Source organism: Pseudomonas sp. R25(2017), assembly GCF_002112565.1.
Lineage (GTDB): Bacteria > Pseudomonadota > Gammaproteobacteria > Pseudomonadales > Pseudomonadaceae > Aquipseudomonas > Aquipseudomonas ekonensis.
Window position 1 is genome coordinate 327,279 of sequence record NZ_NEHZ01000002.1, and the last position, 25,968, is coordinate 353,246.

Here is a 25,968-nt window from a genome sequence, read left to right on the forward strand (position 1 = left end):
AATTTCAGTGCACAAGTGTACATTCATGTCCTTGGTGCTGTGACTTTCACTACAACGCAATAGTCTATGAGTAGGCTGCCGGATCGAGGCATGAACGCTTCGGTCGGCCGGGAAGAACGCCCCACCTGCCGCATGGGACTATTGAGGAGCTCGCATGACCAAACAAAACGCCTTTACCCGGGAAGACCTGCTGCGCTGCAGTCGCGGTGAGCTGTTCGGCCCAGGTAACGCGCAACTGCCCGCCCCGAACATGCTGATGGTGGATCGCATCACCCACATCTGCGAAGAAGGCGGCAAGTACGGCAAAGGTGAATTGGTCGCCGAGCTGGACATCACCCCGGACCTGTGGTTCTTCGCCTGCCATTTCGAAGGCGATCCGGTGATGCCGGGCTGCCTGGGCCTGGACGCCATGTGGCAACTGGTCGGCTTCTTCCTGGGCTGGCAAGGCCTGCCGGGCCGCGGCCGTGCGCTGGGTTCGGGCGAAGTGAAGTTCTTCGGCCAGGTGCTGCCGACCGCCAGCAAAGTCACCTACAACATTCATATCAAGCGCGTCCTCAAGGGCAAGCTGAACATGGCCATCGCCGATGGTTCGGTCAGCGTCGACGGTCGCGAAATCTACACCGCCGAAGGCCTACGGGTCGGCGTGTTCACCTCCACTGACAACTTCTAAGGGTTATCCGCATGCGCCGCGTCGTTATCACTGGTCTGGGCATCGTTTCTTGCCTGGGCAATGACAAAGAGACCGTCTCCGCCAACCTGCGTGCAAGCCGCCCTGGCATCCGGTTCAACCCGGAATACGCCGAAATGGGTCTGCGTAGCCAGGTTTCCGGCTCCATCGACCTCAACCTCGAAGAACTGATCGACCGCAAGGTCTACCGTTTCGTCGGTCACGCAGCCGCCTACGCCTACCTGGCGATGGCTGACGCGATCAAGGACTCCGGCCTGACCGAAGAGCAGGTGTCCAACCCGCGCACCGGCCTGATCGCCGGCTCCGGCGGCGCCTCCACCCTGAACCAGATGGAAGCGCTGGACATCCTGCGCGAGAAAGGCGTCAAGCGCGTCGGCCCGTACCGCGTGACCCGCACCATGAGCAGCACCGTGTCGGCCTGCCTGGCCACACCGTTCAAGATCAAGGGCCTGAACTACTCCATCGCCTCCGCCTGCGCCACCAGCGCCCACTGCATCGGCACTGCGATGGAACAGATCCAGATGGGCAAGCAGGACATCGTCTTCGCCGGCGGCGGCGAAGAAGAGCACTGGAGCCAGTCGTTCCTGTTCGACGCCATGGGCGCCCTGTCCAGCAAGCGCAACGACACCCCGGAAAAGGCCTCCCGCGCCTACGACGCCGACCGTGACGGTTTCGTCATCGCCGGCGGCGGCGGCATGGTGGTGGTCGAGGAGCTGGAGCACGCTCTGGCCCGCGGCGCGAAGATCTACGCGGAAATCGTCGGCTACGGCGCGACCTCCGACGGCTACGACATGGTCGCCCCGAGCGGCGAAGGCGCGATCCGCTGCATGCAGCAGGCGCTGTCCACCGTCGACACCCCGATCGACTACCTGAACACCCACGGCACCTCGACCCCGGTCGGCGACGTCGCGGAAATGAAAGGCGTGCGCGAAGTCTTCGGTGACAAGGCGCCGGCCATCAGCTCCACCAAGAGCCTGTCGGGTCACTCCCTGGGCGCCGCCGGCGTTCACGAAGCGATCTACTGCATGCTGATGATGGAAGGCAACTTCATCGCCGGCTCCGCCAACATCGACGAGCTGGATCCGGAAGTGGCCGACCTGCCGGTGCTGACCCAGACCCGCGAGAACGCCAAGATCGACACCGTGATGAGCAACAGCTTCGGCTTCGGCGGCACCAACGCCACCCTGGTGCTGAAGCGCTGGACCGGCAAGTGATTTCACGCTGCTGAGCCGCACATGAAAAACGCCCCGACCGGTTCGGGGCGTTTTTTTTCGCCTGGAGAAACCTCGCCGCCGGACGCCCGCCAAGGCACAACGGCTTGCGCAAAGGGGTGCGCAACGCCCCGCCAACATGAAACATCTGTCATGCAACTTCCCGCCCTGCGACTGAATGTCGCGTATCACGCGGGCTCCAGCACTGTTGCGAAATCCGCAAGGATACATTGCAGAAACCGAACGTTTACTTAGCAAGCTAACAAACTCTATAAAAGAGTCCTGCACATGCCTTGCTGCAGATAACAGAGATTGGAGCTAGCAGATGACTGTAAAAGTGACTGAACGCGACGATTCACACATGTCCCATGAAGGCGTGGCCGCCGGCGTACGGATCTGGGACGTGCATCAACAGGACTTGCTGGTGGGGATGTTCCACAACGAGGCCGACGCCCACAGCTACAAGGCCGAGCTGGAGCTGCTGGAGCGCCAGCGCGAACAGGGCTGAGCGGCAAGCGACACAGCATCCATAACGACGAACCCCGCCATGAGCGGGGTTCGTCGTTTTGCGTGTCGGACGCTTACCACATCAGATCGTCAGGGATCTGATAGGCCGCGTACGGATCGTCCTCGTCCGTGACCTCTTCGGTCTTCTCGTTCATCTGCACGATGCGCTGCGGATCGCGCTCCTGGATCTTCAGGGCGGCCTCGCGCGGGATCACTTCGTAGCCGCCGGCGTGGTGCACGATCGCCAGCGAACCGCTGCTGAGCTTGTTGCGCATCAGCGTGTTGACCGAAAGGCGCTTGACCTTCTTGTCATCGACGAAGTTGTAGTAGTCCTCGGTGTTCAGCTTCGGCAGGCGCGACACCTCGATCAATTGCTTGATCTGCGCGGCGCGGGCCTTGGCCTCGGCCTTTTCCTGCTGCTGGCGGTTCAGCTCCTGGTCGCGCTTGACCTTCTCGGCCTGGGCCTCCTGGGCCGCGCGCTGCTGCGAGTCGTCCAGCTCGATTTGCCCCTTGTGGGCCAGGCGTTGCTGCTTTTGCTTGTCCTTGCTGACTTGCTTGACCTGCTTTTGGTTGACCAGCCCTGCCTTGAGCAACTGGTCGCGAAGGGAAATACTCATGGTGCTTACTCACTTGGGCAAATTGCTCAGCCGCAGCCGGGCGCATTCTTTTCCTGTCGTTTGGCTTCGCCCCACAAGGCGTCCAACTCTTCGAGGGTGCAATCTTCCATGGGACGACGGGTGTCGCGCAATGCCTGTTCGATAAAACGGAAACGCCGCTCGAACTTGCCGTTGGCGCCGCGCAGCGCGGTTTCCGGATCGACCTTCAGGTGCCGGGCCAGGTTGACCACCGAAAACAGCAGATCGCCGATCTCGTCGGCCACCGCCGCCGGGTCGTTTTCCGACATGGCCTCAAGCACCTCGTCGAGCTCCTCGCGCACCTTGTCCAACACCGGCAAAGCGTCCGGCCAGTCGAAACCGACCTGCGCGGCGCGCTTCTGCAGCTTGGCCGAGCGCGACAAGGCCGGCAGCGCGGCGGGCACGTCGTCGAGCAGCGACAGTTGCTGCGGCTCGGCGGATTTCTCGGCGCGCTCTTCGGCCTTGATCTCTTCCCAACGCTCCTTGACCTGCTCTTCGTTCAGCCGCGGCACGTCCAGCGGCGCATACAGGTCGCCGGTGGGAAACACGTGCGGGTGACGGCGCACCAGCTTGCGGGTGATGCTGTCCACCACGCCGGCGAACTCGAACCGACCCTCCTCCCGGGCCAACTGGCTGTAATACACCACCTGGAACAGCAGATCGCCCAACTCGCCCTGCAAGTGATCGAAATCGCCGCGCTCGATGGCGTCGGCGACCTCGTAGGCCTCTTCCAGGGTGTGCGGGACGATGGTGGAGTAGGTCTGCTTGATGTCCCACGGGCAGCCGTACTGCGGATCCCGCAGACGGTTCATCAGGTGCAGCAGGTCTTCCAGGCTGTACGTCATGTCTGTCTCACCACAAAACCCTGCGCAAGCGGGCAGGCCCGCTTGCGCCGTTGCTCCTCAAGGCGTGCGGTTGCGCCGCGTCTCGATGATGTTCGGCAACTGGGAAATCCGCCCCAGCAACCGCCCCAGCGCGTCCAGACCCGGGATCTCGATGGTCAGGGACATCAGCGCGGTGTTGTCCTCCTTGTTCGAGCGGGTGTTGACCGCCAGCACGTTGATGCGTTCGTTGAGCAGCACCTGCGAGACGTCACGCAGCAGCCCGGAACGGTCGTAGGCGCGGATGACGATGTCCACCGGGTAGGTGAGCACCGGCACCGGGCCCCAGCTGACCTGGATGATGCGCTCCGGCTCGCGGCCGGCCAGTTGCAGCACCGAGGCGCAGTCCTGGCGGTGGATGCTCACGCCGCGGCCCTGGGTGATGTAGCCGACGATCGCGTCGCCCGGCAACGGCTGGCAGCAGCCGGCCATCTGCGTCATCAGGTTGCCGACGCCCTGGATCTGGATGTCGCCGCGCTTGCCCGGCTTGTAGCCGGCGGCCTTGCGCGGGATCAGCTCCAGCTGCTCGTTGCCGCGCTCCGGCTCGACCAGCTGCTGCGCCAGGTTGACCAGCTGCGCCAGGCGCAGGTCGCCGGCACCGAGGGCGGCGAACAGGTCTTCGGCGGTCTTCATGTTGGCCTTGTCGGCCAGCTTGTCGAAGTCTACCGCCGGCAGGCCGAGGCGGTTGAGCTCGCGCTCGAGCAGGGTCTTGCCCGCCGCGACGTTCTGATCCCGGGCCTGCAGCTTGAACCAGTGGACGATCTTGGCCCGCGCCCGGGACGTGGTGACGTACCCCAGGTTCGGGTTCAGCCAGTCGCGGCTCGGGGTGCCGTGCTTGCTGGTGATGATCTCGACCTGCTCGCCGGTCTGCAGGCTGTAGTTGAGCGGCACGATCCGCCCGTTGATCTTGGCGCCGCGGCAGTTGTGGCCGATCTCGGTGTGCACGCGGTAGGCGAAGTCCAGCGGCGTCGCGCCCTTGGGCAGGTCGATGGCATGGCCGTCCGGGGTGAAGATGTAGACCCGGTCCGGCTCGATGTCGACCCGCAGCTGTTCGGCCAGTCCGCCGATGTCGCCCAGCTCTTCATGCCACTCGAGCACCTGACGCAGCCAGGAGATCTTCTCTTCGTAGTGGTTGGAGCCGGACTTGACGTCGGTGCCCTTGTAGCGCCAGTGCGCGCAGACGCCGAGTTCGGCCTCCTCGTGCATGGCGTGGGTACGGATCTGCACCTCCAGCACCTTGCCTTCCGGGCCGATCACGGCGGTGTGCAGCGAGCGGTAGCCGTTCTCCTTCGGGTTGGCGATGTAGTCGTCGAACTCTTTGGGGATGTGCCGCCACAGGGTGTGGACGATGCCGAGCGCGGTGTAGCAGTCGCGCATCTCCGGCACCAGCACGCGCACGGCGCGCACGTCGTAGATCTGGCTGAACTCCAGGCCCTTGCGCTGCATCTTTCGCCAGATCGAATAGATGTGCTTGGCCCGGCCGCTGATGTCGGCCTCGACGCCGGTGGCCTGCAGTTCGTTCTTGAGCTGGGTCATCACGTCGCTGATGAAGCGTTCGCGGTCGAGCCGCCGCTCGTGCAGCAGCTTGGCGATCTGCTTGTACTGGTCAGGCTCCAGGTAGCGGAAGGACAGGTCCTCCAGCTCCCACTTGATGTGGCCGATGCCGAGCCTGTGCGCCAGCGGCGCATAGATGTCGAACACCTCCCGGGCGACCCGGTTGCGCTTCTCGTCGTCGGCGGTCTTCACCGCCCGGATCGCGCAGGTGCGCTCGGCCAGCTTGATCAGCGCGACGCGCACGTCGTCGACCATGGCCACCAGCATCTTGCGCAGGTTCTCGACCTGGCCCTGGGTGCCCAGCACCATGGACTGACGGGGGCTGAGGCTGGCGCTGATCGCCGCCATGCGCTGCACGCCGTCGATCAGCTTGGCGACCACCGGGCCGAACCGCTGGCTGACCGCCGCGAGCTCGATCTGGCCTTCGCGCACGCCGCGGTACAGCACGGCGGCCACCAGGGAATCCTGGTCGAGCTTGAGGTCGGCCAGGATCTCGGCGATCTCAAGACCGGTGCTGAAGCTGCCGCTGCCCTCGGTCCACAGATTGTTCGCCGCTTTGGATTGCTGCTCGGCCTGACGGGCGTATTCGCAGGCCTCCTTCAAGGCTTCGCGATCCAGCGCCAGATCGACGCTGACCGCATGATCGAGCCAAGCCTCGAGATTGATACTGCCGTCGGTGTTGATCGGCTGGTGTGCTCTCACCTGTACCATCTTGCTTTACCTTCCCTACGACGCAGATTCAATGCGTCAAATCGCTGACCTTCATTGCCCGTTCGCGCTCGCGGGGCTGGGACGAGCGCTGTCCGGGCGGACCAGACGGATCAGACGGGCCATCCTAGCCCGCTTCAAATAACGCCATGGCCTCGACATGCGCCGTCTGAGGAAACATATCGAGAATCCCGGCACGTTTTAACCGGTAGCCCTGCTTGATCAATTCGACCGTGTCGCGCGCCAGAGTTGCAGGGTTGCACGACACGTACACCAGCCGTTGGGCACCCAGGGTCGCCAGCTTGCGCACCACCTCGAAAGCACCGTCACGGGGTGGGTCCAAGAGTACCGCAGAAAAGCCGTTTCCGATCCATTCGGCATCGGTCAAAGGCTGGGATAAATCGGCCTGAAAAAACTTTGTGTTATGCAAATTGTTGCTGGCGGCGTTCTCCGCCGCACGGTCGACCATCGTCTGCACGCCTTCGACCGCCACCACCTCACGCACGGCCTTGGCCAACGGCAAGGCGAAGTTGCCCAGGCCGCAGAACAGGTCGAGCACACGCTCATCGCCCGTGGGCTTGAGCCACTCCAACGCCTGGGCGACCATCGCCTCGTTGACGCCGGCGTTGACCTGGATGAAGTCGCCCGGACGCCAGGCCAGCTCCAGCCCCCACGTCTCCAGGCGGTAGCCCAGCGACTGCGTAGGGTCCGCCGGCTGCGGCTCGCCTTCGCCGTGCAGCCACAGCTGCGCCCCGTGGAACGCGCAGAAATCCTTGAGGATCGTCAGGTCCGCATCCGACAGCGGCGCCGTGTGCCGCAGCAGCACCGCCAGCGACGAGCCGCTGAACAGTTCCACATGCCCCAGCGCCTGAGGCTTGCCCAGGCGGCGGAGCATGTCCGGCAGCCGGCTCATGATCGGCTGCAAGGGCTGTACCAGCACCGGGCACTCGTCGATCGCGACAATGTCCTGGCTGCCGGCGGCGCGAAAGCCCACGTCCAGCCGCTTCGCCTTGGCGTCCCAGCGCACCGCCACCCGGGCGCGGCGCCGGTAGCCGAATTCGGGGCCGGTCAACGGCGCGGCCCATTCTTGCGGTTCGACGCCGGCGACCCGCGACAGCTGCTCGGCCAGCATGCGCTGTTTCAGGGCAAGCTGTTCAGCGTGGGGCAGGTGCTGCACGCTGCAGCCGCCGCAGCGGCCCGCGTGCGGGCAAAGGGCCGGACGGCGCAGTTCGCTGGCCTTGAGCACGCGCTCGGCGCGGGCCTCGACCACTTTACCGTGGGCGCCGAGCACCCGCGCCTCGACCTCCTCGCCTGCGAGGGCGCCGAGGACGAACCAGGTGCGGCCTTCGAAGAACGCGATGCCGCGACCGTCATTGGCCAGGCGCTCGATGCTCAGGCGCTGCTTCTTGCCGGTCGGGAGTTGCGGGGCCTTGCTGCCGCCGGTGGGCTGGAAGCGCAGGCCTCTTGCTTGCTTGGCCATCAGTTGGGCGCGTCGAACAGGCCGGTCGACAGGTAGCGGTCGCCGCGGTCGCAGATGATCGCGACGATCACCGCGTTCTCGACTTCCTTGGACAAGCGCAGCATCGCCGCCACCGCACCGCCCGAGGACACGCCGCAGAAGATGCCTTCTTCGCGGGCCAGGCGACGGGTGACGTCTTCGGCTTCGCTCTGCGCCATGTCGACGATGCGGTCGACGCGGTCGGCCTGGTAGATCTTCGGCAGGTATTCCTGCGGCCAGCGGCGGATGCCGGGAATGGCCGAGCCTTCCATCGGCTGCAGGCCGATGATCTGCACGTTGTCGTTCTGTTCCTTGAGGTAGCGCGACACGCCCATGATGGTGCCGGTGGTGCCCATGGAACTGACGAAATGGGTGATGGAGCCCTGGGTCTGGCGCCAGATCTCCGGGCCGGTGGTGGCGTAATGGGCTTCGGGGTTGTCGCCGTTGGCGAACTGGTCGAGCACCTTGCCGCGGCCTTCGGCCTCCATCCGCTGGGCCAGGTCGCGGGCGCCTTCCATGCCCTCTTCCTGGGTGACCAGGATCAGCTCGGCGCCGTAGGCGGTCATCGCCGCCTTGCGCTCGGCGGTGGAGTTGTCCGGCATGATCAGGATCATCTTGTAGCCCTTGATCGCAGCGGCCATCGCCAGGGCGATCCCGGTGTTGCCCGAGGTCGCCTCGATGAGCGTGTCGCCGGGGCGGATCTGCCCGCGCAGCTCGGCGCGGGTGATCATCGACAACGCCGGACGATCCTTGACCGAACCCGCCGGGTTGTTGCCTTCCAGCTTGAGCAAGAGGGTGTTGCTGGTGGCGCCGGGCAGGCGCTGCAAACGCACCAGCGGCGTGTTGCCGACGCAATCGGCGATGGTTGGGTACTGCAAGGTCATGGCGTTTTTCGCAATCCGGACAGCGGGGGCGCCTATCATACCGGCAAACCCGCGCCGGCCATATCACGCAAAGTATGGTGCTTATGGCTTATGGGAATAAGTGAAGAAACCGCGGGGCCGTCAGCTGATCTGCGGCTGCAGCCCGTCCGCCGCCGGCGCAGGCCGGCCCTGCACCGCCTCGCAGGCGGCGTCGTGCGCCTTCAACCGCAGGTTCAGCCGCAAGCCGTCTGCGCCGTTCTCGGCCCACAGCCTGCCGCCCTGACGCTGCACCGCATTGCGCGCAATGCTCAGGCCCAGGCCGAACCCGCCGTCGCCGGGCCGCGAGCCGTCGAGCCGGATGAACGGCGAGAAGATCCGCTCCTGATCCGCCTCGGCCACGCCGCCCCCCTGATCCTCCAGCCACAGGTGCCAGCAGTCGCCGTCGCGCTGCCCGCCGAGCCGCACCACGCCGCCCGGCGGCGAATGGCGGATGGCGTTGCGCAGAATGTTCTCCAGCGCCTGGGCCAGGGTGTTGAGGTGGCCGCGCACCCAGCAGGAGGCCTCCACCGTGCACTGCAGCTGCAGGCTCGGCCAGCCGCTTTCGTAGCAGGCGTTGTCGGTCAGCATTTCCCACAGGGCCTGGATCTGGATCGCCTCGTCGGGCAGCGGCGTGCGCTCGGTGTCGAGCCAGGCCAGCTGGAGGGTGTCTTCCACCAGCCGCTGCATGATGTCGACCTCGCGCCCGATCCGTTCGCGCAACGGCAACAGCGCCTGCTCGCCTTCGCTGGCCACCCGCAGGCGGCTCAATGGCGTGCGCAGTTCGTGGGACAGGTCGCGCAACAGTTGCTGCTGCAGCGCGACGGTCGATTGCAGGCGCTCGGCCATCGAGTCGAAGGCCCGGGCCAGTTCGCCGAGTTCGTCGGGACGCTCGGTGATGCCGCTCGACAACCGCACATTCAGTTGGTCGGCGCGCCATGCGTTGGCCTGTTCGCGCAGGTTGTTCAGCGGCATCACCAGCAGGCGGTACAGGCCGACGCACAGCAGCAGCGTGAACAGGCCGGGGATCACCCCGTTGGTGATGACCCGCCAGAACGTCTTGTAGCGCCCCGGCAGGAAGCGCTCGGGCAGCTCGATCACCAGGCTGCCGGCGGACGGGTTCTCGGGGAACGGCACCCGCAGCCACGGCAGGCCCTTTTTGTGGATCGGCCAGTCAGGCCCGCGCAGGAAGGTCAGGCGCAGGGTCTCGGCCTCGCTCAACGGCTGGCTGCCCAACGATTGCAGGTGGCCGCCGATCACCCCGACCCAACCCGCCTCGCGCCAGTGCATGGTCCGCAGCCAGGCGTCGACGCCCTCCTGCCGCCCTTGCCGCCAGGCCTGCTCGGCCTCGGCCGCGTAACGGGCCAGCGTGCCCCGGGCCTCGTCCGAGAGGAACTGATTGCGCTGCTCCATGTAGCGGCCCCAGGACCAGCTCAGCCAGATCATCAGCAGACAGAACGCCACCAGCAGGCAGGCCAGTTTCCAGAACAGCGAGTGTCGCCCCGGCAGCTCAGACGGTTTCATCGGGTGCGCTCAATACGTAACCCTTGCCCCACACCGTGCGCACTTCGCGCTCGCCGTAGCCGACGGCCTTGAGTTTGCGGCGGATCTGGCTGATGTGCATGTCGAGGCTGCGGTCGTGGGGCGCGTAGCCGCGCTGCAGCACGTGCTGATAGAGGAAGGCCTTGCTCAGCACCTCTTCGGGGTTGCGGTCGAGGGTCTCCAGCAGGCGATACTCGCTGCGGGTCAGGCCGGCGGGCCGGCCTTGGTAGGACACATCGCACTGTTCATCGTCGAAACGCAGCGCGCCCGCCGCCACGGGTTCGGCCAACGGCGCCGGACGCCGGTCGAGCGCGACGCGCCGCAGGATCGCCTCAATGCGCACATGCAGCTCGGCCATGCTGAACGGCTTGGGCAGGTAGTCGTCGGCGCCGAGGCGAAAGCCGCTGATGCGGTCGGCTTCGGCACCCAGGGCGGACATCAGCAGCACCGGCGTGGAGTGGCTCTGACGCAGTTGCGTGAGCACATCGAGCCCGTCCAGCCCCGGCAGCAGGATGTCCATCAGCACCACGTCGAACGGCTGGTGCCGGGCGACATCGAGGCCCTCCTGGCCGTTGCGGCACCAGGTCACCTGAAAGCCGCTGCGGCCCAGGTGCTCGTGGACATAGGCACCGAGCACAGGATCGTCTTCGATGGAAAGGATGCGGGGCTGGCCAACAGAGACAGGAGTCATGACTATCTGCAAATAATTCTCAGTTGGCGGATTATTCAAGATTGCCGGGCGCCGGGCAACCCGAGCCTGATCCGGCAGACGGACGTCGCGGCTTCGGCCGATGGACGGCGGCGGCATTTTTCCCAAGATTGCCCGCGAGCAAATCGCTACACTGCGCCAAAGCCGCGTGCCGGACGCACGCGAGAGTCAACGGATCAGCGGGATGCGGGAGATGGGCGTGCTCAAGAAACTGGGAATCAAAGGTCGCGTGCTGTTGCTGACCCTGTTGCCCACCAGCCTGATGGCGCTGGTGCTGGGCGGCTACTTCACCTGGACGCAGCAAGTCGACCTGCAGGCCCAACTGATGCAGCGCGGCGAAATGATCGCCGAGCAACTGGCGCCGCTGGTGGCGCCGGCCATGGGCCACGGCGACAGCGAACTGCTCGAACGCATCGCCACCCAGTCCCTGGAGCAGTCCGACGTGCGCGCCGTGACCTTCCTGGCGCCGGACCGCTCGCCCCTGGCCCACGCCGGCCCGACCATGCTCAACCAGGCCCCCAGCGGCGACAGCCTGCAACTGCTGCGGCGCAGCGGCAACGATGCGACCCGCTACCTGCTGCCGGTGTTCGGCAAGCACCGCAACCTGGCCGGCGAACTGATCCCCGAAGAGTCCGACCGCCTGCTCGGCTGGGTCGAACTGGAACTGTCGCACAACGGCATGCTGCTGCGCGGCTACCGCAGCCTGTTCGCCAGCCTGCTGCTGATCGGCGCAGGCCTGGCCGGCGCGGCGCTGTTGGCCGTGCGCATGGGGCGCACCATCAACCGGCCGCTGAGCCAGATCAAGCAAGCCGTCGCGCAGCTCAAGGACGGCCACCTGGAAACCCGCCTGCCGCCCCTCGGCAGCCAGGAACTCGACGAGCTGGCCTCCGGCATCAACCGCATGGCCGGCACCTTGCAGAACGCCCGGGAAGAACTGCAGCACAGCGTCGACCAGGCCACCGAAGACGTGCGCCAGAACCTCGAAACCATCGAGATCCAGAACATCGAACTGGACCTGGCGCGCAAGGAAGCCCTGGAGGCGAGCCGGATCAAATCCGAGTTCCTGGCCAACATGAGCCATGAGATCCGCACGCCGCTCAACGGCATCCTCGGCTTCACCCACCTGCTGCAGAAAAGCGAGCTCACCCCGCGCCAGCTCGACTACCTGGGGACCATCGAGAAGTCCGCCGACAGCCTGCTGGGGATCATCAACGAGATCCTCGACTTCTCCAAGATCGAGGCCGGCAAGCTGGTGCTCGACCACATTCCGTTCAACCTGCGCGACCTGCTGCAGGACACCCTGACCATACTGGCCCCGGCCGCCCACGCCAAACAGCTGGAGCTGGTCAGCCTGGTCTACCGCGACACGCCGCTGTCGCTGGTCGGCGATCCGCTGCGGCTCAAGCAGATCCTCACCAACCTGGTCAGCAACGCGATCAAGTTCACCCGCGAAGGCACCATCGTCGCCCGGGCGATGCTCGAAGAAGAGCACGAGGACAGCGTGCAACTGCGCATCAGCATCCAGGACACCGGCATCGGCCTCTCGGCCCAGGACGTGCGCGCCCTGTTCCAGGCCTTCAGCCAGGCGGACAACTCGCTGTCGCGCCAGCCGGGCGGCACCGGCCTGGGGCTGGTGATCTCCAAGCGCCTGATCGAGCAGATGGGCGGCGAGATCGGCGTGGACAGCACGCCGGGCGAAGGCTCGGAGTTCTGGATCAGCCTGAGCCTGCCCAAGACCCGCGACGACACCGACGACCTGCCGGCCGCGCCATTGCTCGGGCGCCGGGTGGCGGTGCTGGAGAACCACGAACTGGCCCGCCAGGCGCTGCAGCACCAACTGGAGGACTGCGGCCTGGACGTCACCCCGTTCAACACCCTGGAGAGCCTGACCAACGGCGTCACCGGCGCCCACCAGACCGAGCAGGCCATCGACCTGGCGGTGCTCGGCATCACCAGCAACGACATGCTTCCGGAACGGCTGAACCAGCACATCTGGGATCTCGAACACCTGGGCTGCAAAGTGCTGGTGCTGTGCCCGACCACCGAACAGACCCTGTTCCACCTCTCGGTGCCCAACCCCCACAGCCAGCTTCAGGCCAAACCGGCCTGCACGCGCAAACTGCGGCGGGCGCTGTCGGACCTGGTGCTGCCGCGCCAGACCCGCAGCGAGCCGGGCGAGCCGCTGTCCAGCCGTGCACCGAAAGTGCTGTGCGTCGACGACAACCCGGCCAACCTGCTGCTGGTGCAGACGCTGCTCGAAGACATGGGCGCCAAGGTGCTGGCCGTGGAAAGCGGCTACGCGGCGGTCAACGCCGTGCAGAGCGAAGCGTTCGACCTGGTGCTGATGGACGTGCAGATGCCGGGCATGGACGGCCGCCAGAGCACCGAAACCATCCGTCAGTGGGAAAGCGAACGGCACTGCACGCCGCTGCCGATCGTCGCCCTCACCGCCCACGCCATGGCCAACGAAAAACGCGCCTTGCTGCAAAGCGGCATGGACGACTACCTGACCAAGCCGATCAGCGAACGGCAACTGGCCCAGGTGGTGCTGAAGTGGACCGGGCTGGCGCTGCGCAATCCGGTGCAGGAGCGCGCCGCCGACGGCGTGGCCGGCCCTCAGGATCTGCCGGTGCTCGATCACGAGGAAGGCCTGCGCCTGGCCGCCGGCAAGGCGGATCTGGCGGCGGACATGCTGGCGATGCTGCTGGCCTCGCTTGAGGCCGACCGGGAAGCGATTCGCACGGCCCGCGACGGCAACGACCAGAACGCCTTGCTCGAACGGGTGCACCGCCTGCACGGTGCCACCCGGTACTGCGGCGTGCCGCAACTGCGCGCCGCCTGCCAGCGCAGCGAAACCCTGCTCAAGCAGCAGGATCCCAACGCCGCCCAGGCGCTGGACGAGCTGGACCGGGCGATCAACCGCCTGGCCGCGCAAGCCAGGATCAGTGCCTGATCCAGGACAACGCCGGCGGCGCCACGGACGGCTACAGTGAGCGTGGGCCATCAGGCCCCGCGACCCGGTTTCAGGAGGCCAGCATGCGCACGATCGTTTTCAGCAGCCAGACGTATGACCGCGACAGTTTCCTCGCCGCCCCCTGCCCGGACGGCATCGAGCTGCACTTCCAGCCGGCGCGGCTGTGCCTGGACACCGCCGCGCTGGCCGAGCATCACGAGGTGGTCTGCGCCTTCATCAACGACGACCTCGGCGCACCGGTGCTGGAACGTCTGGCCGCCGGCGGCACGCGGCTGATCGCGCTGCGTTCGGCCGGCTACAACCACGTCGACCTGGCCGCCGCCCGGCGCCTGGGACTGGCGGTCGTGCGGGTGCCCGCCTACTCGCCCCATGCCGTGGCCGAACACGCGGTGGCGTTGATCCTGGCGCTCAACCGGCGCCTGCACCGCGCCTACAACCGCACCCGCGAAGGCGATTTCAGCCTGCACGGCCTGACCGGCTTCGATCTGGTGGGCAAGACCGTCGGCATCGTCGGCACCGGGCAGATCGGCGCCACGTTCGCCAAGATCATGCACGGTTTCGGCTGCGAACTGCTGGCCTACGACCCGTACCCCAACCCCGCCGTCGAGGCGCTGGGGGCCCGCTACCTGAGCCTGCCCGAGCTGCTGGCCCGGTCACGGATCATCAGCCTGCACTGCCCGCTGAACGCGCAGAGCAAGCACCTGATCAACCGCCAATCGCTGGCGTGCCTGCAACCGGGGACGATGCTGATCAACACAGGGCGCGGCGGGCTGGTCGACACACCCGCGCTGATCGACGCCCTGAAGGACGGCCAGTTGGGGTATCTGGGGCTGGACGTCTATGAGGAGGAGGCGCAGCTGTTCTTCGAAGACCGCTCCGACCTGCCGCTGCAGGACGATGTCCTCGCCCGCCTGCTGACCTTCCCCAATGTGATCGTCACCGCGCACCAGGCCTTTCTGACCCACGAGGCCCTGGGGGCGATCGCCGAGACGACCCTGCGCAACATCGCCGCCTGGGCGCAGGGCGCGCCGCAGAACCGGGTCGAAGCCTGAGCCGGGTCAGGACGGCTTGAGCGACGACGCCAGGATCAGCAGCGCCAGCCAACCGAAGCCCAGCAACCGCTGCTTGGCGGAATGGCCGCTGCGCAGCAGGAACCAGACAAAAAAGCCCGGCAGCAGGAACACCATGATCTTCAGCCAGCCTTCCACCGGCCGCGAACCGTCGGCGTTCAACTGAGGCTCGACCGGTTGCGCCGCCTGCGCACGCCGGCGGCGACCGGCCGCCGCCGGCGTGGCCCGTGGCTGCGGCGCAGGCGCTGCGGGCGCGATCGGAGCTTCGGGAACGGATTCGTTGCGCGGCAGGCGGCCAAAGGAAATCGGCGACTTCGTTGCTTCAGCGCCGGCCGCGCCCTGCTCCAGCGGGGCTCCGCAATGGATGCACGCCGATGTCTGCGAGCTGATGCTGCGCTTGCATTCATAACATTCGATCAGCGCCATGTTCCGTTCCTTAGAAAAAAGAAGCGGCAGTTTGCCATGACTGCGGTGCCGGTTTGAACCGGATCGAAGGTCGCAAGCGCGCGTCATTCTGCAATCCGGCCCGTGCTAGCATGTCGCGCATATTTGGAGGCTCCATGGTCGAACACGATTTCCGCTACACCCTGATGAACCCGCAACACACCCTCACCGAATGCCGCGCCATCGTGCCGGGCCGCTATCAGGTCACCGGCAACGGCGGCTCGATCCGCGTCGGCGACGTCCTGGTGGTCACCCTCAAGGGCAGCAAGGACCTGTCCATGCGCCTGACCGTCGAAACCGTCCGCCACCTGATCAACCCGCCGGGCCAATGGACCGCGATGACCCAGGGGCCGGTGTTCGGCGAACTGGCGATCCACACCTGGCAGGTCAACTGCGATGCGTGCGCCAAAGCCCTGAGCTTCGAGTTCGCGGTGGACGCCAAGCTCGGCAAGCCGGCCGAGACGGCCGCCGCCACCGCACGCATCGCCGAACTGGGCTGGCAGGCCGTGGGCGGCAAGCATGTGTGCCCGAGCTGCCGGGAGTCCGCGTGATGAAACACCTGGCCCTGACCGCCGCCGTCGGTGCCGGCCTCGCCGGGTGCGCCGCCGAGCCGGTGCAGCTGCAGCAGAACCGCAGCTACATCCTGGAATGGATCGGCGAACGCCCGCTGATGGACTACAGCCACTTGACCGTCACCCTGGGCGACGATGGCCGGGCCTACGGCAACGGCGGCTGCAACCATTGGTTCGCGCCGTACACCCTGGACGGCGACAAACTGAGCTTCGGCAAGATCGGCAAGACCCGCAAGCAATGCGCGCCGGCGCTGATGGAGCAGGAACAGCGCTTCTTGCAGGCGCTGGAGAAGGTCGAGCGCTGGGACGTCTCGCCGATCGAGCAGATGCGCTTCTGGCCCGTCGAAGGCAAGCCGTTGCGCTGGTGGCTGGAAGAAGGCTGAAGCCTTTTTATGGCGAGGGAGCACGTTCCCTCGCCACAGCACCCCTTCAGTTGGTCGCCTTCAGCGCCTCCAGCTTCGCCATCACCCCCGCCGCCGTCTGCTCGCCCAGCAACTGCTCACGCACCTTGCCCTTGTTGTCGATGATGTAGGTCACCGGCAAGGCCTCGCTGCGCGGCAGTTCGAACAGGTCCGCCGGATCCTGCGCCAGCACGGTGAAGCGGATGCCCAGCTTCTCGCTGGCGCCTTTGAGCTCCTCACCTTGCACGTTGTCGAAGTTGACCCCGAACACGCCGATCTTCCTGTCCTTGAGCTGCTCGGCCAAGTGGTTGAGCTCCGGGATCTCGGTGCGGCACGGGCCGCACCATTCGGCCCAGTAGTTGAGCACCACCCACTGCTTGTCGAGGCGCTCGGAGGCCACTTTCTGCCCGTTCTGATCGATGCCATAGTCGTTACCGCAGCCCCCCAGCATCAACGCTCCGATGATCGTCAATGCCGCTGCCAGTCGCCGTGTCATGTCATGTTCCTTGTGAAAAATTGAATGCGCCTGCGACCCGTCGCCTCCCGAGGTTCTGGATTGCGCGCTGCACAGTTAGAATAGCCGCCACTTTACGCCATAAGCGACCCGCCATGACCGATCTGACGCTCTATCACAACCCGCGCTGCTCGAAATCCCGTGGCGCACTCGAACTGCTCGAAGCCCGTGGCCTGACCCCGAACGTGGTGCGTTACCTCGAAACCCCGCTGGACGCCGCGCAGATCAAGGCCTTGCTCGGCAAGCTGGGGATCGGCGCCCGGCAACTGCTGCGCACCGGCGAAGATGAATACAAAACGCTTCAGCTGGCCGACAGCAGCCTCAGCGAAGAACAACTGATCGCCGCCATCGCGGACCATCCGAAACTGATGGAGCGCCCGATCCTCGAAGCCGGCGACAAGGCCGTCATCGGCCGTCCGCCGGAGCGGGTCCTGGAGCTGCTGCCGTGAGCGATCCGTACATTCTGGTCCTGTATTACAGCCGCAGCGGCTCGACCAACGAGATGGCCCGGCAGATCGCCCGCGGCGTCGAACAGGCCGGGCTCGAAGCGCGCCTGCGCACCGTGCCGGCGATCTCCGCCGAGTGCGAAGCGGTGGCGCCGGACATTCCCGACGAAGGCGCGCTGTACGCCACGCTGGACGACCTGAAGAACTGCGCCGGCCTGGCCCTGGGCAGCCCGACCCGCTTCGGCAACATGGCCGCGCCGCTCAAGTACTTCCTCGACGGCACCAGCAACCTCTGGCTGACCGGCGCCCTGGTGGGCAAGCCGGCCGGCGTGTTCACCTCCACCGCCAGCCTGCACGGCGGCCAGGAGACCACGCTGCTGTCGATGATGCTGCCGCTGCTGCATCACGGCATGCTGATCACCGGCCTGCCCTACAGCGAATCGGCGCTGCTGGAGACCCAGGGCGGCGGCACGCCGTACGGCGCCAGCCACCATGCCGGGGCCGACGGCAAGAGCGGCCTGGACAGCCACGAAATCGCGCTGTGCCGCGCCTTGGGCGCACGCCTGGCGAAAACCGCGCAGAAGCTGGGGAGCTGAGGATGGCGAAAAAGCCCAAAGTCTTGCCCGCCGTCGAATGGCTCGCGCCGCGGGTGCGGGTGATGCGGATCGTCAGCCTGCTGTGTTTCTTCGCCCTGGCCGGACTGCTCGCCGCCTACTACCTGGTGTTCGCCGACCTGCACGGCGCGCGCCCCTGGGTGATCCTGCTGATCGAGCTGATCCCGTGGATCGTGCTCGCGCCGGGCATGGTCACGGGCAGCCCGCGGGGGCATTCGTGGATGTGCTTTGCGGTGAACCTGTACTTCATCAAGGGCGCGCTGGCCGCGTATGACCCGGGCCGTCAGCTGTTCGGCGTGCTGGAGATGATCGCCAGCCTGGCGGTGTTCTGCTCGGCGCTGCTGTATGTGCGGTGGCGGTATCAGCTGGACCGCAAGCGGGCGGGCGAAGGCGAGGTCAGCGTCGCCTGACCGCTCGCCATCGCCAGCAGGCTGGCTCCCACACGGGATCTGCGGTGCTCACAAATCCCCTGTAGGAGCCAGCCTGCTGGCGATCGCAGACAACCCCGATCTTAATGATTGACGGTATAGGCCAGCATCATCGAGATCTGGCTCATCGGCCGTCCGCCGCTCTCTTCGTGCCAGCGGCTGAAGGCGTCCTGCACCGTGGCCAGGTCGCGCAGGCTGCTCGGCACCTTGTCGATGATGCCTTGGGCGTTCAGCGCCGCCACCACGTCGTAGCTCGGCACGAAGGTGTCCTTGCCGGCCATCCGCAGGAACCGCGGCGCCGACAGCCCGCCCAGTTGGTGGCCGCGCTTTTTCAGGTACGTCCACAGGCCGACGATGTCGGTCACCGGCCAGTCGGCGAGCAAGGCGCCGAAGCTGCCCTTCTCTTTCTCCACGTCCAGGATGAACTGCGCATTGCGCGGCACGCTCTTGAGCTTGCCCAGGTGGCGGATGATCCGCGCGTCCTGCATCAGGCGCTCAAGGTGCTCGGCGCTCATCAGCACGACCTTTTCCGGGTCGAAGCCGAAGAACACCTCCTCGAAGGCCGGCCACTTGGCGTCCACCAGGCTGTGCTTGAGCCCGGCGCGGAACACTCGCAGGGCCATGGTCGACAGGTAGCGGTCGTCGCCCACCGCACGCAGTTGCGCCGCGGTCTTGGGGACAGGCAGGTGGGCTTCCAGTTCGGCCGCCGAACCGAAACGGTTCAGACAGTATTCGTGCAGCCACTTGTAGTCGCGCATGCCCTCTCCTGAGGTCTGAAATGAATGTCGCCCGAGAACACAAACGACAGTGGGAGCCAGCCTGCCGGCCCACAGGGTTCCCGGCTATCGCAGAATCCCTGTGGGAGCTGGCTTGCCAGCGATGAGGCCGGCACATCCAACATCACCGGAGCCTGACCCACCGCCATCGCCAGCAGGCTGGCTCCCACCTTGACGGGGCCTAGAGATTGACGACGTTGACGAAGCGCGAAGCCGCCGTCTCGTCGATCTTCAGGCTGGTGAAGTCGAACAGGTTGCGGTCGGCCAGTTGCGACGGCACCACGTTCTGCAGGCTGCGGAAGATGCTTTCGGTGCGGCCCGGGGTCTTGCGTTCCCAGTCCTGGAGCATTTCCTTGACCACCTGGCGCTGCAGGTTTTCCTGGGATCCGCACAGGTTGCACGGGATGATCGGGAACTGCTTGAAGTCCGAGTAGGCCTGGATGTCCTTCTCGTTGCAGTAGGCCAGGGGGCGGATCACCACGTTGCGGCCGTCGTCGGCGCGCAGCTTGGGCGGCATGGCCTTGAGGGTGCCGTTGAAGAACATGTTCAGGAAGAACGTCTCGACGATGTCGTCGCGGTGGTGCCCCAAGGCCATCTTGGTCGCGCCGATCTCGTCGGCGAAGGTGTACAGCGTGCCGCGGCGCAGGCGCGAGCACAGCGAGCAGGTGGTCTTGCCTTCCGGCACCAGCTCCTTGACCACCGAGTAGGTGTCCTTTTCGACGATGTGGTACTCGATGCCCAGCTCTTTGAGGTAGGCCGGCAGGACGTGCTCGGGGAAGCCCGGCTGCTTCTGGTCCATGTTCACCGCGACGATCTCGAACTTGACCGGCGCGACCTTCTGCAGGTGCATCAGCACATCGAGCATGGTGTAGCTGTCTTTGCCCCCGGACAGGCAGACCATCACCTTGTCGCCGTCCTCGATCATGTTGAAGTCGGCGACCGCTTCGCCGGCCAGGCGGCGCAGGCGCTTTTGCAGTTTGTTCTGGTTGACGGTGAGAGTGCCCATGACGCGAAATCCGTGAGGTGTGACGAAGGGCGGGCATTTTACGCAAAAACGCCGCCCGGGCGAAGGGCCGCGGGTCTGTCGCTGCGCCGGCGGCTCAAGTCCCTGCGGCGATTAAGCCCTGGGTTTACAGCGCGATTTGCTCTAAGCCCCTACACCCTGTGCGGTCAAGACCTTCCTATACTGCGACATAAGGTCGCATCGATGTCTGGAGACCTGAATTTGCTCGGCCACCTTGGCCCGAAGGCGCTCCGTTGGGGGGCGATGGCAATACAAAGAGGAGTGACTGGCATGATCCATCACGTAGTGGGGCTCTTCACCCACCCCGATCAGGAATGGAAGGAAATCCGTGGCGACCAGGAAGAAAGCATCAGCCACATGTACCTGACGCACACGCTGATCCTGGCGGCGATCCCCGCGGTCTCGGCGTTCATCGGCACGACCCAGGTCGGCTGGGTGATCGGCAGCCGTGCGCCGGTGATGCTGACCCTCGAGAGCGCGCTGTGGATGACGATCATGTCGTACCTGGCGATGCTCGGCGGCGTGGCGGTCATGGGCGCGTTCATCCACTGGATGGCCCGCACCTACGACGCCAACCCGAGCCTGGCCCGTTGCGTGGCCTTCGCCACCTACACCGCGACGCCGCTGTTCGTCGGCGGGCTGGCGGCGCTGTATCCGCACATGTGGCTGGGGATGATCGTCGGCACGGCGGCCATCTGCTACACGGTGTACCTGCTCTACGTGGGCCTGCCCACCTTCATGAACATACCGACCGATGAGGGATTCCTGTTTTCCAGCTCGGTGCTGGCGGTAGGCCTGGTGGTGCTGGTGGCCATCATGGCGTTCACCGTGATTGTCTGGGGGCTGGGCGTGGGCCCGGTCTACACCAACTAGCGATCCCCCCGAAAAGAACAAGATCCGCCAACACCAGGCCGCCGCAAGGCGGCCTTCTCATGCCCGGGAAAGCCGCGACCATTCGGCGGTCCGGCGATGCGCAAGGCCGGAAGGTTGCGGCATACTCCAAGCCTCTGGAGATCCATCAAGCATGCCCGAGCAACTCAATACCCGCGTCGAAGACTGTTTCCAACTCGCCGAATCCTTTTTCAAACGTCCTTTCAAGCGCCCCGTGGTGAGCCTCAAGCTGCGCGGGCAAAAAGCCGGGGTCGCGCACCTGCACGAGAACCTGCTGCGCTTCAACCCGCAGCTGTACCGGGAAAACACCGAGCATTTCCTCAAGCAGACCGTGGCCCATGAGGTCGCGCACCTGATCGCCCATCAACTGTTCGGCGACCGCATCCAGCCCCACGGCGAGGAATGGCAGCTGATCATGCGCGGCGTCTACGAATTGCCGCCCGACCGCTGCCACACCTATGAGGTCAAGCGCCGCAGCGTGACCCGCTACATCTACAAGTGCCCGTGCGCCGACAGCGACTTCCCGTTCACGGCCCAGCGCCATAGCCTGGTCAGGCAGGGGCGACGGTACCTGTGCCGCAGATGCCGGAACACCTTGGTGTTCAGCGGGGAGATGCGGGTCGAATAGCGCGGATCCTGTGGCGCCTGTTCCGGCCCGATCGCCAGCAGGCTGGCTCCCACACTGGATCTTTGGCGTTCACACATCCCCTGCTGGCAAAGGGCCGGGACAGCCGCTAGAGCACCACCTTGGCCTGCCGCAGCGCCTCGATCTCCGCAGCAGCGAAGCCCAACCCCTCCAGCACCTGATCCGTATGCGCCCCCAGCGCCGCCCCGACATGCCGCGGCGGCGGCAACGCTTCGGAGAACTTCAGCGGGCAAGCAATCTGCGCCTGGGCCGTGCCGTCCCCACGCGGTACCTGCGCCACCAGCGCCCGCGCCTGCAACTGCGGATGCCCTACCGCCTCGCCCAGATTCAACACCGGTTCGACGCAGGCATCGATGCCGGCGAACAGCTCGCACAGGTCGGCAAAGTCATGTTTCTCGAACTCGACCTTCAAGGCCTCCTTGAGCGCCCGTTGCTGCTGCGGCTTGGGTGACAAACCCTGGGCCGCCAGTTCCGGCCGCCCCAGCGCCGCACACAGTTGCTGCATGAAGGCCGGCTCCAGGCTGCCCACCGACATCCAGCGCCCATCCCGGGAGCGGTAGTAATCGTAGAAGCTGCCGCCATTGAGCGTCTGATCTTCCCAGCCCGGTAGTTCACCACACGCCAGATACCCGGCGCCGGCCATGGCGTTCAGGCTGAAGGCGCAGTCGGTCATGCTCACGTCCAGGTGTGTGCCCTGCCCGCTCTGCTGGCGAGAAATCACCGCCGCCAGCAAACCGATCACCCCGTGCAGCGAGCCGCCGGCGATATCCGCCACCTGCATGCCCAGCGGCAACGGCCCGCTGTCGGCGCGCCCGGTGTGGCTGGAGAGCCCGGCCAGGGCCAGGTAATTGATGTCGTGGCCGGCGCGATCCTTGTAAGGGCCGGTCTGGCCGTAGCCGGTGATCGACACGTAGATCAGCCGGGGGTTGATCGCCTTCAGTGCCTCATAGCCCAGCCCCAGGCGCTCCATCACGCCGGGACGGAACTGCTCCAGCACGATGTCGTAGTCCGCCAGCAAACGCTTGATCACCTCCAGCGCTTCGGGCTGCTTCAGGTCCAGGGCCAGGCTGCGCTTGTTGCGGTTGAGGTAGGCGTGGCTGGCCGATATCCCGTGATCGTGGGGCGGCAGCACCCGCACCAGATCCAGGCGGGTCGGAGATTCGATGCGCAGCACCTCGGCGCCCATGTCCGCCAGCAGCAGCGACGCGAACGGCCCCGGCAGCAGGGTCGAGAAATCCAGGATTTTCAGTGAGGCCAGCGGTGCGGACATGGGCGATCTCCGTGAACGATCCCAGCAGCCTAGGCAGCCCCGGCCGGGGCGGCAATCACCGGATGCGTCAGCGGCAGTGACCGTTGCGCTCAAACCGCAGCCAAGAAAAAACCCGCCGCAGCGGGTTTCTTCATGACGCCAGCGTTACTTGACGCTGCTTGGGGTCGCGCCTTCGGCCACGCCCAGGTCGTCTTCCGGACGGGTATCGGCGATGCCGCGACCGCCCGAGGCCAGCTCGGCCTGCAGTACGTCGGTGTCCAGCTCCTTGACCCACTTGGCGACCACGATGGTGGCGACGGCGTTGCCGACCAGGTTGGTCAACGCACGGGCTTCGGACATGAAGCGGTCGATGCCCAGGATCAGCGCCAGGCCGGCCACCGGCAGGTGACCGACGGCCGACAGCGTGGCCGCCAGCACGATGAAGCCCGAACCGGTCACGCCGGCCGCGCCTTTGGAGGACAGCAGCAACACCACCAGCAGGGTGATCTGATGGGTGATGTCCATGTGCGTGTCGGTGGCCTGGGCGATGAACACGGCGGCCATGGTCAGGTAGATCGCGGTGCCGTCGAGGTTGAACGAGTAGCCGGTCGGGATCACCAGACCCACGACGGATTTCTTCGCGCCCAGACGCTCCATCTTGATCAGCATGCGCGGCAGCACCGATTCCGACGACGAGGTGCCGAGCACGATCAGCAGCTCTTCACGGATGTAGCGGATCATCTTCAGCACGCTGAAGCCGTGCATGCGGGCGATGGCGCCGAGCACGATCAGGATGAACGCCAGGCACGTGATGTAGAAGCAGGCCATCAGTTGACCCAACTGCACCAGCGAGCCGACGCCGTAGGCGCCGATGGTGAACGCCATCGCACCGAAGGCACCGATCGGCGCAAGCTTCATGATCATGTTGATGATGTTGAACATCACGTGGGCGAAGCGATCGATGAAGTCGAGGATCGGCTTGCCGTAGGCGCCCAGGCGGTGCAGGGCGAAACCGAAGATCACCGAGAACATCAGCACTTGCAGGATGTCGCCGGTGGCGAAGGCGCCGACGATGGTGCTCGGGATCACGTTGAGCAGGAAGCCCACGACGCTCTGCTCGGCGCCTTGCTGCACGTAGGTGGCGACTTTCGAGGCGTCCAGGGTGCTCACGTCGACGTGCATGCCGTTGCCGGGCTGCACGATGTTGACCACGACCAGGCCCACCAGCAGGGCGATGGTCGAAACGATTTCGAAGTACAGGAGCGCGTAGCCGCCGGTCTTGCCGACCGATTTCATGTTCTGCATGCCGGCGATGCCGCTGACGACGGTGCAGAAGATGATCGGGGCGATGATCATTTTGATCAGTTTGATGAACCCGTCACCCAGCGGCTTTACGGCCACACCGAGCTGCGGATAGTAGTGGCCGAGCGCGATACCGATGCAGATTGCGACGATCACCTGGAAATACAGGGATTTGTACAGTGGCTGACGAGTCGTCATTGCAAGTTTCCTCAAGAGTCCCGCGGGCAACATCCATCTGTTGAACACGACACTTGAATTGCGAACCCTCCTGCACTGGAGGGATTTGTTGTGTCGAGCGACGCTTTCCGGACCGGCTCGGCGCACGCTTCTGGCGCTTGTATCGCAAACCGCGTGCCACTTTGGCGCATTTCGCTGAAAGCCTTTTGATATCAGGGATTGCGGCCCGATCACGGTCACCGTTGCGCCGACTCGACGTGGCGGATTTCCGCCAACACGCCCGCTCTCGTCCTACAATTTGGCGGAAATCCGCCTTGTTGCACGTTCGGGCCGCCAGCTACCATCCGTCGCCTGAGGGAGGACTTGCCGCTTATGCGCGAACGCACCATTGCCAGCCATTTCGCCCGCGCCGCCCTGGTCGGCGCGCAGCGTGCGGGCCACGACTGCTCGCCGTTGCTGCAGCAGCTGGGCATCAGCCCCGAACTGCTGGAGGAGCCGCGCGCGCGAATCGCCCCTGAGCAGTTCACCCGGCTGATCCAGGGCCTGTGGCTGGCGCTGGACGACGAGTACCTGGGCTTCGGCCGGGCGCCGAGCAAACCCGGCAGCTTCGCCATGATGTGCCATGCCGTGATCCATTGCCGCACGCTGGAGAAGGCGCTCAACCGCGGTTTATTGTTTTATAGCCTATTCCCCGAGGCCCCGCGCCTGACCCTGCACCGCGAGGACGAGTGGGTGCGCCTGAGCCTGGACGATTCGCGGTTATGGGATCCGGATCACTTTCTGACCGAAAGCCTGCTGGTGATCTGGCATCGCCTGGGCAGCTGGATGATCGGCCAGCGGATCCGCCTGGAGCAGGCGACATTCAGCTACCCCAAGCCTGCCCACAGCGCCGAGTACGATCTGCTGTTCTCCTGCCCGTTGTCGTTCTCGGCCGGGCAAAGCAGCCTGCGCTTCCACAGCCGCTACCTGAACATGCCGCTGCTGCAGGACGAGCGCACCCTCAAGCATTTCCTCGAACGCTCCCCCGCCGACCTGCTGTCGCGCCCGGACGACGGCAACAGCCTCAGCAGCCGGCTGCGTCGCCTGCTCAGCCAGGACAGCGCGCGCTGGCCGGACCTGGAAGCGGTGGCGGCGCACCTGCACATCAGCCCGCAGACCCTGCGCCGGCACCTGCGCGAGGAAGGCACCAGCTTTCAGGAGCTCAAGGATCAGCTGCGGCGGGATATCGCCATCTACCACCTGGGACGGGCCGATCTGTCGTTGCAGGCGATCGCCGAGCAGTTGGGGTTTTCCGAGCCGTCGGCGTTTCACCGGGCCTTCAAGAAGTGGACGGGGCTGACGCCGGGGGCTTACCGGGCGCAGGAGCATTGAGCCGGATATTCGACCGGATCGAATGGCCCCTTCGCGGGCAAGCCCGCTCCCACAGTGATCGTGGGTGTTCACCACTGTTGTGCAGACCGCGGAACCTGTGGGAGCAACTGTCTTGACTATGCCCTGCGGCGCCTGATCCACCGCTATCGCTGGCAAGCCAGCTCCCACAAGGGATCCTGGTCGCCCATAGGGGACAAGTACCCCAAAAAAACTGTGGGAGCGGGCTTGCCCGCGATG

Annotated in this window: 26 protein-coding genes; 13 read left to right on the plus strand and 13 right to left on the minus strand. The window is 65.6% G+C overall.

The window, feature by feature from the left end; genetic code table 11:
• The first annotated feature begins 154 nt into the window (after nucleotides 1-154).
• From fabA to CAG31_RS04020, 3 genes are all read left to right on the plus strand, one after another.
• Complete coding sequence (fabA, locus tag CAG31_RS04010; RefSeq protein ID WP_085578172.1) at nucleotides 155-670, plus strand: 3-hydroxyacyl-[acyl-carrier-protein] dehydratase FabA; 516 nt, start codon at nucleotides 155-157, stop codon at nucleotides 668-670.
• 11 nt (nucleotides 671-681) lie between these two features.
• Nucleotides 682-1,902 (plus strand): beta-ketoacyl-ACP synthase I, encoded by a 1,221-nt coding sequence (gene fabB, locus CAG31_RS04015; RefSeq protein WP_085578173.1) that lies wholly within the window; start codon nucleotides 682-684, stop codon nucleotides 1,900-1,902.
• A 322-nt stretch (nucleotides 1,903-2,224) separates the two neighbouring features.
• A complete protein-coding gene (locus tag CAG31_RS04020; RefSeq protein ID WP_085578174.1) occupies nucleotides 2,225-2,407 on the plus strand; it encodes a hypothetical protein in 183 nt (60 codons plus the stop codon).
• Nucleotides 2,408-2,480: 73 nt separating this feature from the next.
• Here the strand turns inward: CAG31_RS04020 and CAG31_RS04025 are convergent, their stop codons facing one another.
• From CAG31_RS04025 to CAG31_RS04055, 7 genes are all read right to left on the minus strand, one after another.
• Complete coding sequence (locus CAG31_RS04025; protein WP_085578175.1) at nucleotides 2,481-3,023, minus strand: DUF2058 domain-containing protein; 543 nt, start codon at nucleotides 3,021-3,023, stop codon at nucleotides 2,481-2,483.
• 26 nt (nucleotides 3,024-3,049) lie between these two features.
• Nucleotides 3,050-3,886, minus strand: coding sequence for a nucleoside triphosphate pyrophosphohydrolase (mazG, locus tag CAG31_RS04030; protein WP_085578176.1), 837 nt, complete (start codon nucleotides 3,884-3,886; stop codon nucleotides 3,050-3,052).
• A 57-nt stretch (nucleotides 3,887-3,943) separates the two neighbouring features.
• Entirely contained in the window at nucleotides 3,944-6,187 is a 2,244-nt protein-coding gene (gene relA, locus CAG31_RS04035) for a GTP diphosphokinase (RefSeq protein WP_085578177.1), read from the minus strand.
• A 124-nt stretch (nucleotides 6,188-6,311) separates the two neighbouring features.
• Nucleotides 6,312-7,664, minus strand: a complete 1,353-nt coding sequence (gene rlmD, locus CAG31_RS04040; protein ID WP_085578178.1) for a 23S rRNA (uracil(1939)-C(5))-methyltransferase RlmD — start codon at nucleotides 7,662-7,664, stop codon at nucleotides 6,312-6,314.
• A complete protein-coding gene (gene cysM, locus CAG31_RS04045; RefSeq protein WP_170930365.1) occupies nucleotides 7,664-8,566 on the minus strand; it encodes a cysteine synthase CysM in 903 nt (300 codons plus the stop codon). Before cysM ends, rlmD begins: the two co-directional genes overlap by 1 nt.
• Nucleotides 8,567-8,686: 120 nt before the next feature.
• Nucleotides 8,687-10,105: a sensor histidine kinase gene (locus CAG31_RS04050; protein ID WP_085578180.1), complete on the minus strand. Its 1,419-nt coding sequence runs from the start codon at nucleotides 10,103-10,105 to the stop codon at nucleotides 8,687-8,689.
• Nucleotides 10,092-10,814: a response regulator transcription factor gene (locus tag CAG31_RS04055; protein WP_085578181.1), complete on the minus strand. Its 723-nt coding sequence runs from the start codon at nucleotides 10,812-10,814 to the stop codon at nucleotides 10,092-10,094. The genes CAG31_RS04050 and CAG31_RS04055 overlap by 14 nt, the downstream gene beginning before the upstream one ends.
• A gap of 217 nt (nucleotides 10,815-11,031) precedes the next feature.
• On the opposite strand from CAG31_RS04055, the gene CAG31_RS04060 reads away from it, so the two are divergent.
• Together CAG31_RS04060 and CAG31_RS04065 are read left to right on the plus strand one after the other, a co-directional pair.
• Nucleotides 11,032-13,785 carry a response regulator gene (locus CAG31_RS04060; RefSeq protein WP_085578292.1) on the plus strand — a complete coding sequence of 918 codons (2,754 nt, stop codon included), beginning with the start codon at nucleotides 11,032-11,034 and terminating at the stop codon, nucleotides 13,783-13,785.
• An 83-nt stretch (nucleotides 13,786-13,868) separates the two neighbouring features.
• A complete protein-coding gene (locus CAG31_RS04065) occupies nucleotides 13,869-14,858 on the plus strand; it encodes a 2-hydroxyacid dehydrogenase (RefSeq protein ID WP_085578182.1) in 990 nt (329 codons plus the stop codon).
• Nucleotides 14,859-14,864: 6 nt separating this feature from the next.
• Here the strand turns inward: CAG31_RS04065 and CAG31_RS04070 are convergent, their stop codons facing one another.
• Nucleotides 14,865-15,302 (minus strand): hypothetical protein, encoded by a 438-nt coding sequence (locus CAG31_RS04070; RefSeq protein ID WP_085578183.1) that lies wholly within the window; start codon nucleotides 15,300-15,302, stop codon nucleotides 14,865-14,867.
• 134 nt (nucleotides 15,303-15,436) lie between these two features.
• Between CAG31_RS04070 and CAG31_RS04075 the strand changes: the two genes are divergently transcribed.
• Both CAG31_RS04075 and CAG31_RS04080 read left to right on the plus strand, forming a co-directional pair.
• Nucleotides 15,437-15,871: a hypothetical protein gene (locus CAG31_RS04075; RefSeq protein WP_085578184.1), complete on the plus strand. Its 435-nt coding sequence runs from the start codon at nucleotides 15,437-15,439 to the stop codon at nucleotides 15,869-15,871.
• The gene (locus tag CAG31_RS04080; protein ID WP_085578185.1) at nucleotides 15,871-16,275 is read left to right on the plus strand and encodes an META domain-containing protein; all 405 of its coding nucleotides are present in this window, start codon (nucleotides 15,871-15,873) and stop codon (nucleotides 16,273-16,275) included. Before CAG31_RS04075 ends, CAG31_RS04080 begins: the two co-directional genes overlap by 1 nt.
• Before the next feature lie 46 nt (nucleotides 16,276-16,321).
• Here CAG31_RS04080 and CAG31_RS04085 read toward each other — a convergent pair whose 3' ends face one another.
• Nucleotides 16,322-16,789 carry a TlpA disulfide reductase family protein gene (locus CAG31_RS04085; protein ID WP_085578186.1) on the minus strand — a complete coding sequence of 156 codons (468 nt, stop codon included), beginning with the start codon at nucleotides 16,787-16,789 and terminating at the stop codon, nucleotides 16,322-16,324.
• A gap of 113 nt (nucleotides 16,790-16,902) precedes the next feature.
• On the opposite strand from CAG31_RS04085, the gene arsC reads away from it, so the two are divergent.
• Genes arsC through CAG31_RS04100 form a run of 3 tightly spaced genes read left to right on the plus strand, consistent with a single transcriptional unit; the run spans nucleotide 16,903 to nucleotide 18,277 of the window.
• Nucleotides 16,903-17,256 (plus strand): arsenate reductase (glutaredoxin), encoded by a 354-nt coding sequence (gene arsC / locus CAG31_RS04090; protein WP_085578187.1) that lies wholly within the window; start codon nucleotides 16,903-16,905, stop codon nucleotides 17,254-17,256.
• Entirely contained in the window at nucleotides 17,253-17,849 is a 597-nt protein-coding gene (gene wrbA / locus CAG31_RS04095) for an NAD(P)H:quinone oxidoreductase (protein WP_085578188.1), read from the plus strand. The genes arsC and wrbA overlap by 4 nt, the downstream gene beginning before the upstream one ends.
• Nucleotides 17,850-17,851: 2 nt before the next feature.
• Nucleotides 17,852-18,277 (plus strand): DUF2069 domain-containing protein, encoded by a 426-nt coding sequence (locus CAG31_RS04100; protein WP_085578189.1) that lies wholly within the window; start codon nucleotides 17,852-17,854, stop codon nucleotides 18,275-18,277.
• Between the two features lie 101 nt (nucleotides 18,278-18,378).
• On the opposite strand, the gene CAG31_RS04105 is transcribed toward CAG31_RS04100, so the two are convergent.
• Both CAG31_RS04105 and ttcA read right to left on the minus strand, forming a co-directional pair.
• Entirely contained in the window at nucleotides 18,379-19,053 is a 675-nt protein-coding gene (locus CAG31_RS04105; RefSeq protein ID WP_085578190.1) for a DNA-3-methyladenine glycosylase I, read from the minus strand.
• A gap of 199 nt (nucleotides 19,054-19,252) precedes the next feature.
• On the minus strand, nucleotides 19,253-20,077 hold the full coding sequence (ttcA, locus tag CAG31_RS04110; RefSeq protein WP_085578191.1) for a tRNA 2-thiocytidine(32) synthetase TtcA: 825 nt from the start codon (nucleotides 20,075-20,077) through the stop codon (nucleotides 19,253-19,255).
• A gap of 288 nt (nucleotides 20,078-20,365) precedes the next feature.
• On the opposite strand from ttcA, the gene CAG31_RS04115 reads away from it, so the two are divergent.
• Both CAG31_RS04115 and CAG31_RS04120 read left to right on the plus strand, forming a co-directional pair.
• Complete coding sequence (locus CAG31_RS04115; RefSeq protein ID WP_085578192.1) at nucleotides 20,366-20,968, plus strand: Yip1 family protein; 603 nt, start codon at nucleotides 20,366-20,368, stop codon at nucleotides 20,966-20,968.
• Nucleotides 20,969-21,119: 151 nt separating this feature from the next.
• Nucleotides 21,120-21,614 carry a SprT family zinc-dependent metalloprotease gene (locus CAG31_RS04120; protein ID WP_085578193.1) on the plus strand — a complete coding sequence of 165 codons (495 nt, stop codon included), beginning with the start codon at nucleotides 21,120-21,122 and terminating at the stop codon, nucleotides 21,612-21,614.
• 106 nt (nucleotides 21,615-21,720) lie between these two features.
• Here CAG31_RS04120 and CAG31_RS04125 read toward each other — a convergent pair whose 3' ends face one another.
• Entirely contained in the window at nucleotides 21,721-22,902 is a 1,182-nt protein-coding gene (locus tag CAG31_RS04125; protein WP_085578194.1) for a CaiB/BaiF CoA-transferase family protein, read from the minus strand.
• A gap of 144 nt (nucleotides 22,903-23,046) precedes the next feature.
• Entirely contained in the window at nucleotides 23,047-24,381 is a 1,335-nt protein-coding gene (locus CAG31_RS04130; protein ID WP_085578195.1) for a dicarboxylate/amino acid:cation symporter, read from the minus strand.
• 351 nt (nucleotides 24,382-24,732) lie between these two features.
• Here CAG31_RS04130 and CAG31_RS04135 point away from each other — a divergent pair, with 351 nt between their 5' ends.
• Nucleotides 24,733-25,731, plus strand: a complete 999-nt coding sequence (locus CAG31_RS04135) for an AraC family transcriptional regulator (protein WP_085578196.1) — start codon at nucleotides 24,733-24,735, stop codon at nucleotides 25,729-25,731.
• Nucleotides 25,732-25,968: the final 237 nt, after the last annotated feature.

What these genes read in the sequence shown, in the direction of transcription:
- relA (WP_085578177.1), bottom strand. Translation starts at nt 6,187, where the DNA reads ATGGTACAGGTGAGAGCACACCAGCCGATCAACACCGACGGCAGTATC.
- CAG31_RS04085 (WP_085578186.1), bottom strand. Translation starts at nt 16,789, where the DNA reads ATGACACGGCGACTGGCAGCGGCATTGACGATCATCGGAGCGTTGATG.
- mazG (WP_085578176.1), bottom strand. Translation starts at nt 3,886, where the DNA reads ATGACGTACAGCCTGGAAGACCTGCTGCACCTGATGAACCGTCTGCGG.
- CAG31_RS04075 (WP_085578184.1), top strand. Translation starts at nt 15,437, where the DNA reads ATGGTCGAACACGATTTCCGCTACACCCTGATGAACCCGCAACACACC.
- CAG31_RS04100 (WP_085578189.1), top strand. Translation starts at nt 17,852, where the DNA reads ATGGCGAAAAAGCCCAAAGTCTTGCCCGCCGTCGAATGGCTCGCGCCG.
- CAG31_RS04065 (WP_085578182.1), top strand. Translation starts at nt 13,869, where the DNA reads ATGCGCACGATCGTTTTCAGCAGCCAGACGTATGACCGCGACAGTTTC.
- CAG31_RS04020 (WP_085578174.1), top strand. Translation starts at nt 2,225, where the DNA reads ATGACTGTAAAAGTGACTGAACGCGACGATTCACACATGTCCCATGAA.
- CAG31_RS04130 (WP_085578195.1), bottom strand. Translation starts at nt 24,381, where the DNA reads ATGACGACTCGTCAGCCACTGTACAAATCCCTGTATTTCCAGGTGATC.
- CAG31_RS04070 (WP_085578183.1), bottom strand. Translation starts at nt 15,302, where the DNA reads ATGGCGCTGATCGAATGTTATGAATGCAAGCGCAGCATCAGCTCGCAG.
- CAG31_RS04050 (WP_085578180.1), bottom strand. Translation starts at nt 10,105, where the DNA reads ATGAAACCGTCTGAGCTGCCGGGGCGACACTCGCTGTTCTGGAAACTG.
- CAG31_RS04025 (WP_085578175.1), bottom strand. Translation starts at nt 3,023, where the DNA reads ATGAGTATTTCCCTTCGCGACCAGTTGCTCAAGGCAGGGCTGGTCAAC.
- fabA (WP_085578172.1), top strand. Translation starts at nt 155, where the DNA reads ATGACCAAACAAAACGCCTTTACCCGGGAAGACCTGCTGCGCTGCAGT.
- cysM (WP_170930365.1), bottom strand. Translation starts at nt 8,566, where the DNA reads ATGACCTTGCAGTACCCAACCATCGCCGATTGCGTCGGCAACACGCCG.
- CAG31_RS04120 (WP_085578193.1), top strand. Translation starts at nt 21,120, where the DNA reads ATGCCCGAGCAACTCAATACCCGCGTCGAAGACTGTTTCCAACTCGCC.
- CAG31_RS04055 (WP_085578181.1), bottom strand. Translation starts at nt 10,814, where the DNA reads ATGACTCCTGTCTCTGTTGGCCAGCCCCGCATCCTTTCCATCGAAGAC.
- fabB (WP_085578173.1), top strand. Translation starts at nt 682, where the DNA reads ATGCGCCGCGTCGTTATCACTGGTCTGGGCATCGTTTCTTGCCTGGGC.
- ttcA (WP_085578191.1), bottom strand. Translation starts at nt 20,077, where the DNA reads ATGGGCACTCTCACCGTCAACCAGAACAAACTGCAAAAGCGCCTGCGC.
- CAG31_RS04080 (WP_085578185.1), top strand. Translation starts at nt 15,871, where the DNA reads ATGAAACACCTGGCCCTGACCGCCGCCGTCGGTGCCGGCCTCGCCGGG.
- CAG31_RS04125 (WP_085578194.1), bottom strand. Translation starts at nt 22,902, where the DNA reads ATGTCCGCACCGCTGGCCTCACTGAAAATCCTGGATTTCTCGACCCTG.
- CAG31_RS04105 (WP_085578190.1), bottom strand. Translation starts at nt 19,053, where the DNA reads ATGCGCGACTACAAGTGGCTGCACGAATACTGTCTGAACCGTTTCGGT.
- arsC (WP_085578187.1), top strand. Translation starts at nt 16,903, where the DNA reads ATGACCGATCTGACGCTCTATCACAACCCGCGCTGCTCGAAATCCCGT.
- rlmD (WP_085578178.1), bottom strand. Translation starts at nt 7,664, where the DNA reads ATGGCCAAGCAAGCAAGAGGCCTGCGCTTCCAGCCCACCGGCGGCAGC.
- CAG31_RS04135 (WP_085578196.1), top strand. Translation starts at nt 24,733, where the DNA reads ATGCGCGAACGCACCATTGCCAGCCATTTCGCCCGCGCCGCCCTGGTC.
- CAG31_RS04115 (WP_085578192.1), top strand. Translation starts at nt 20,366, where the DNA reads ATGATCCATCACGTAGTGGGGCTCTTCACCCACCCCGATCAGGAATGG.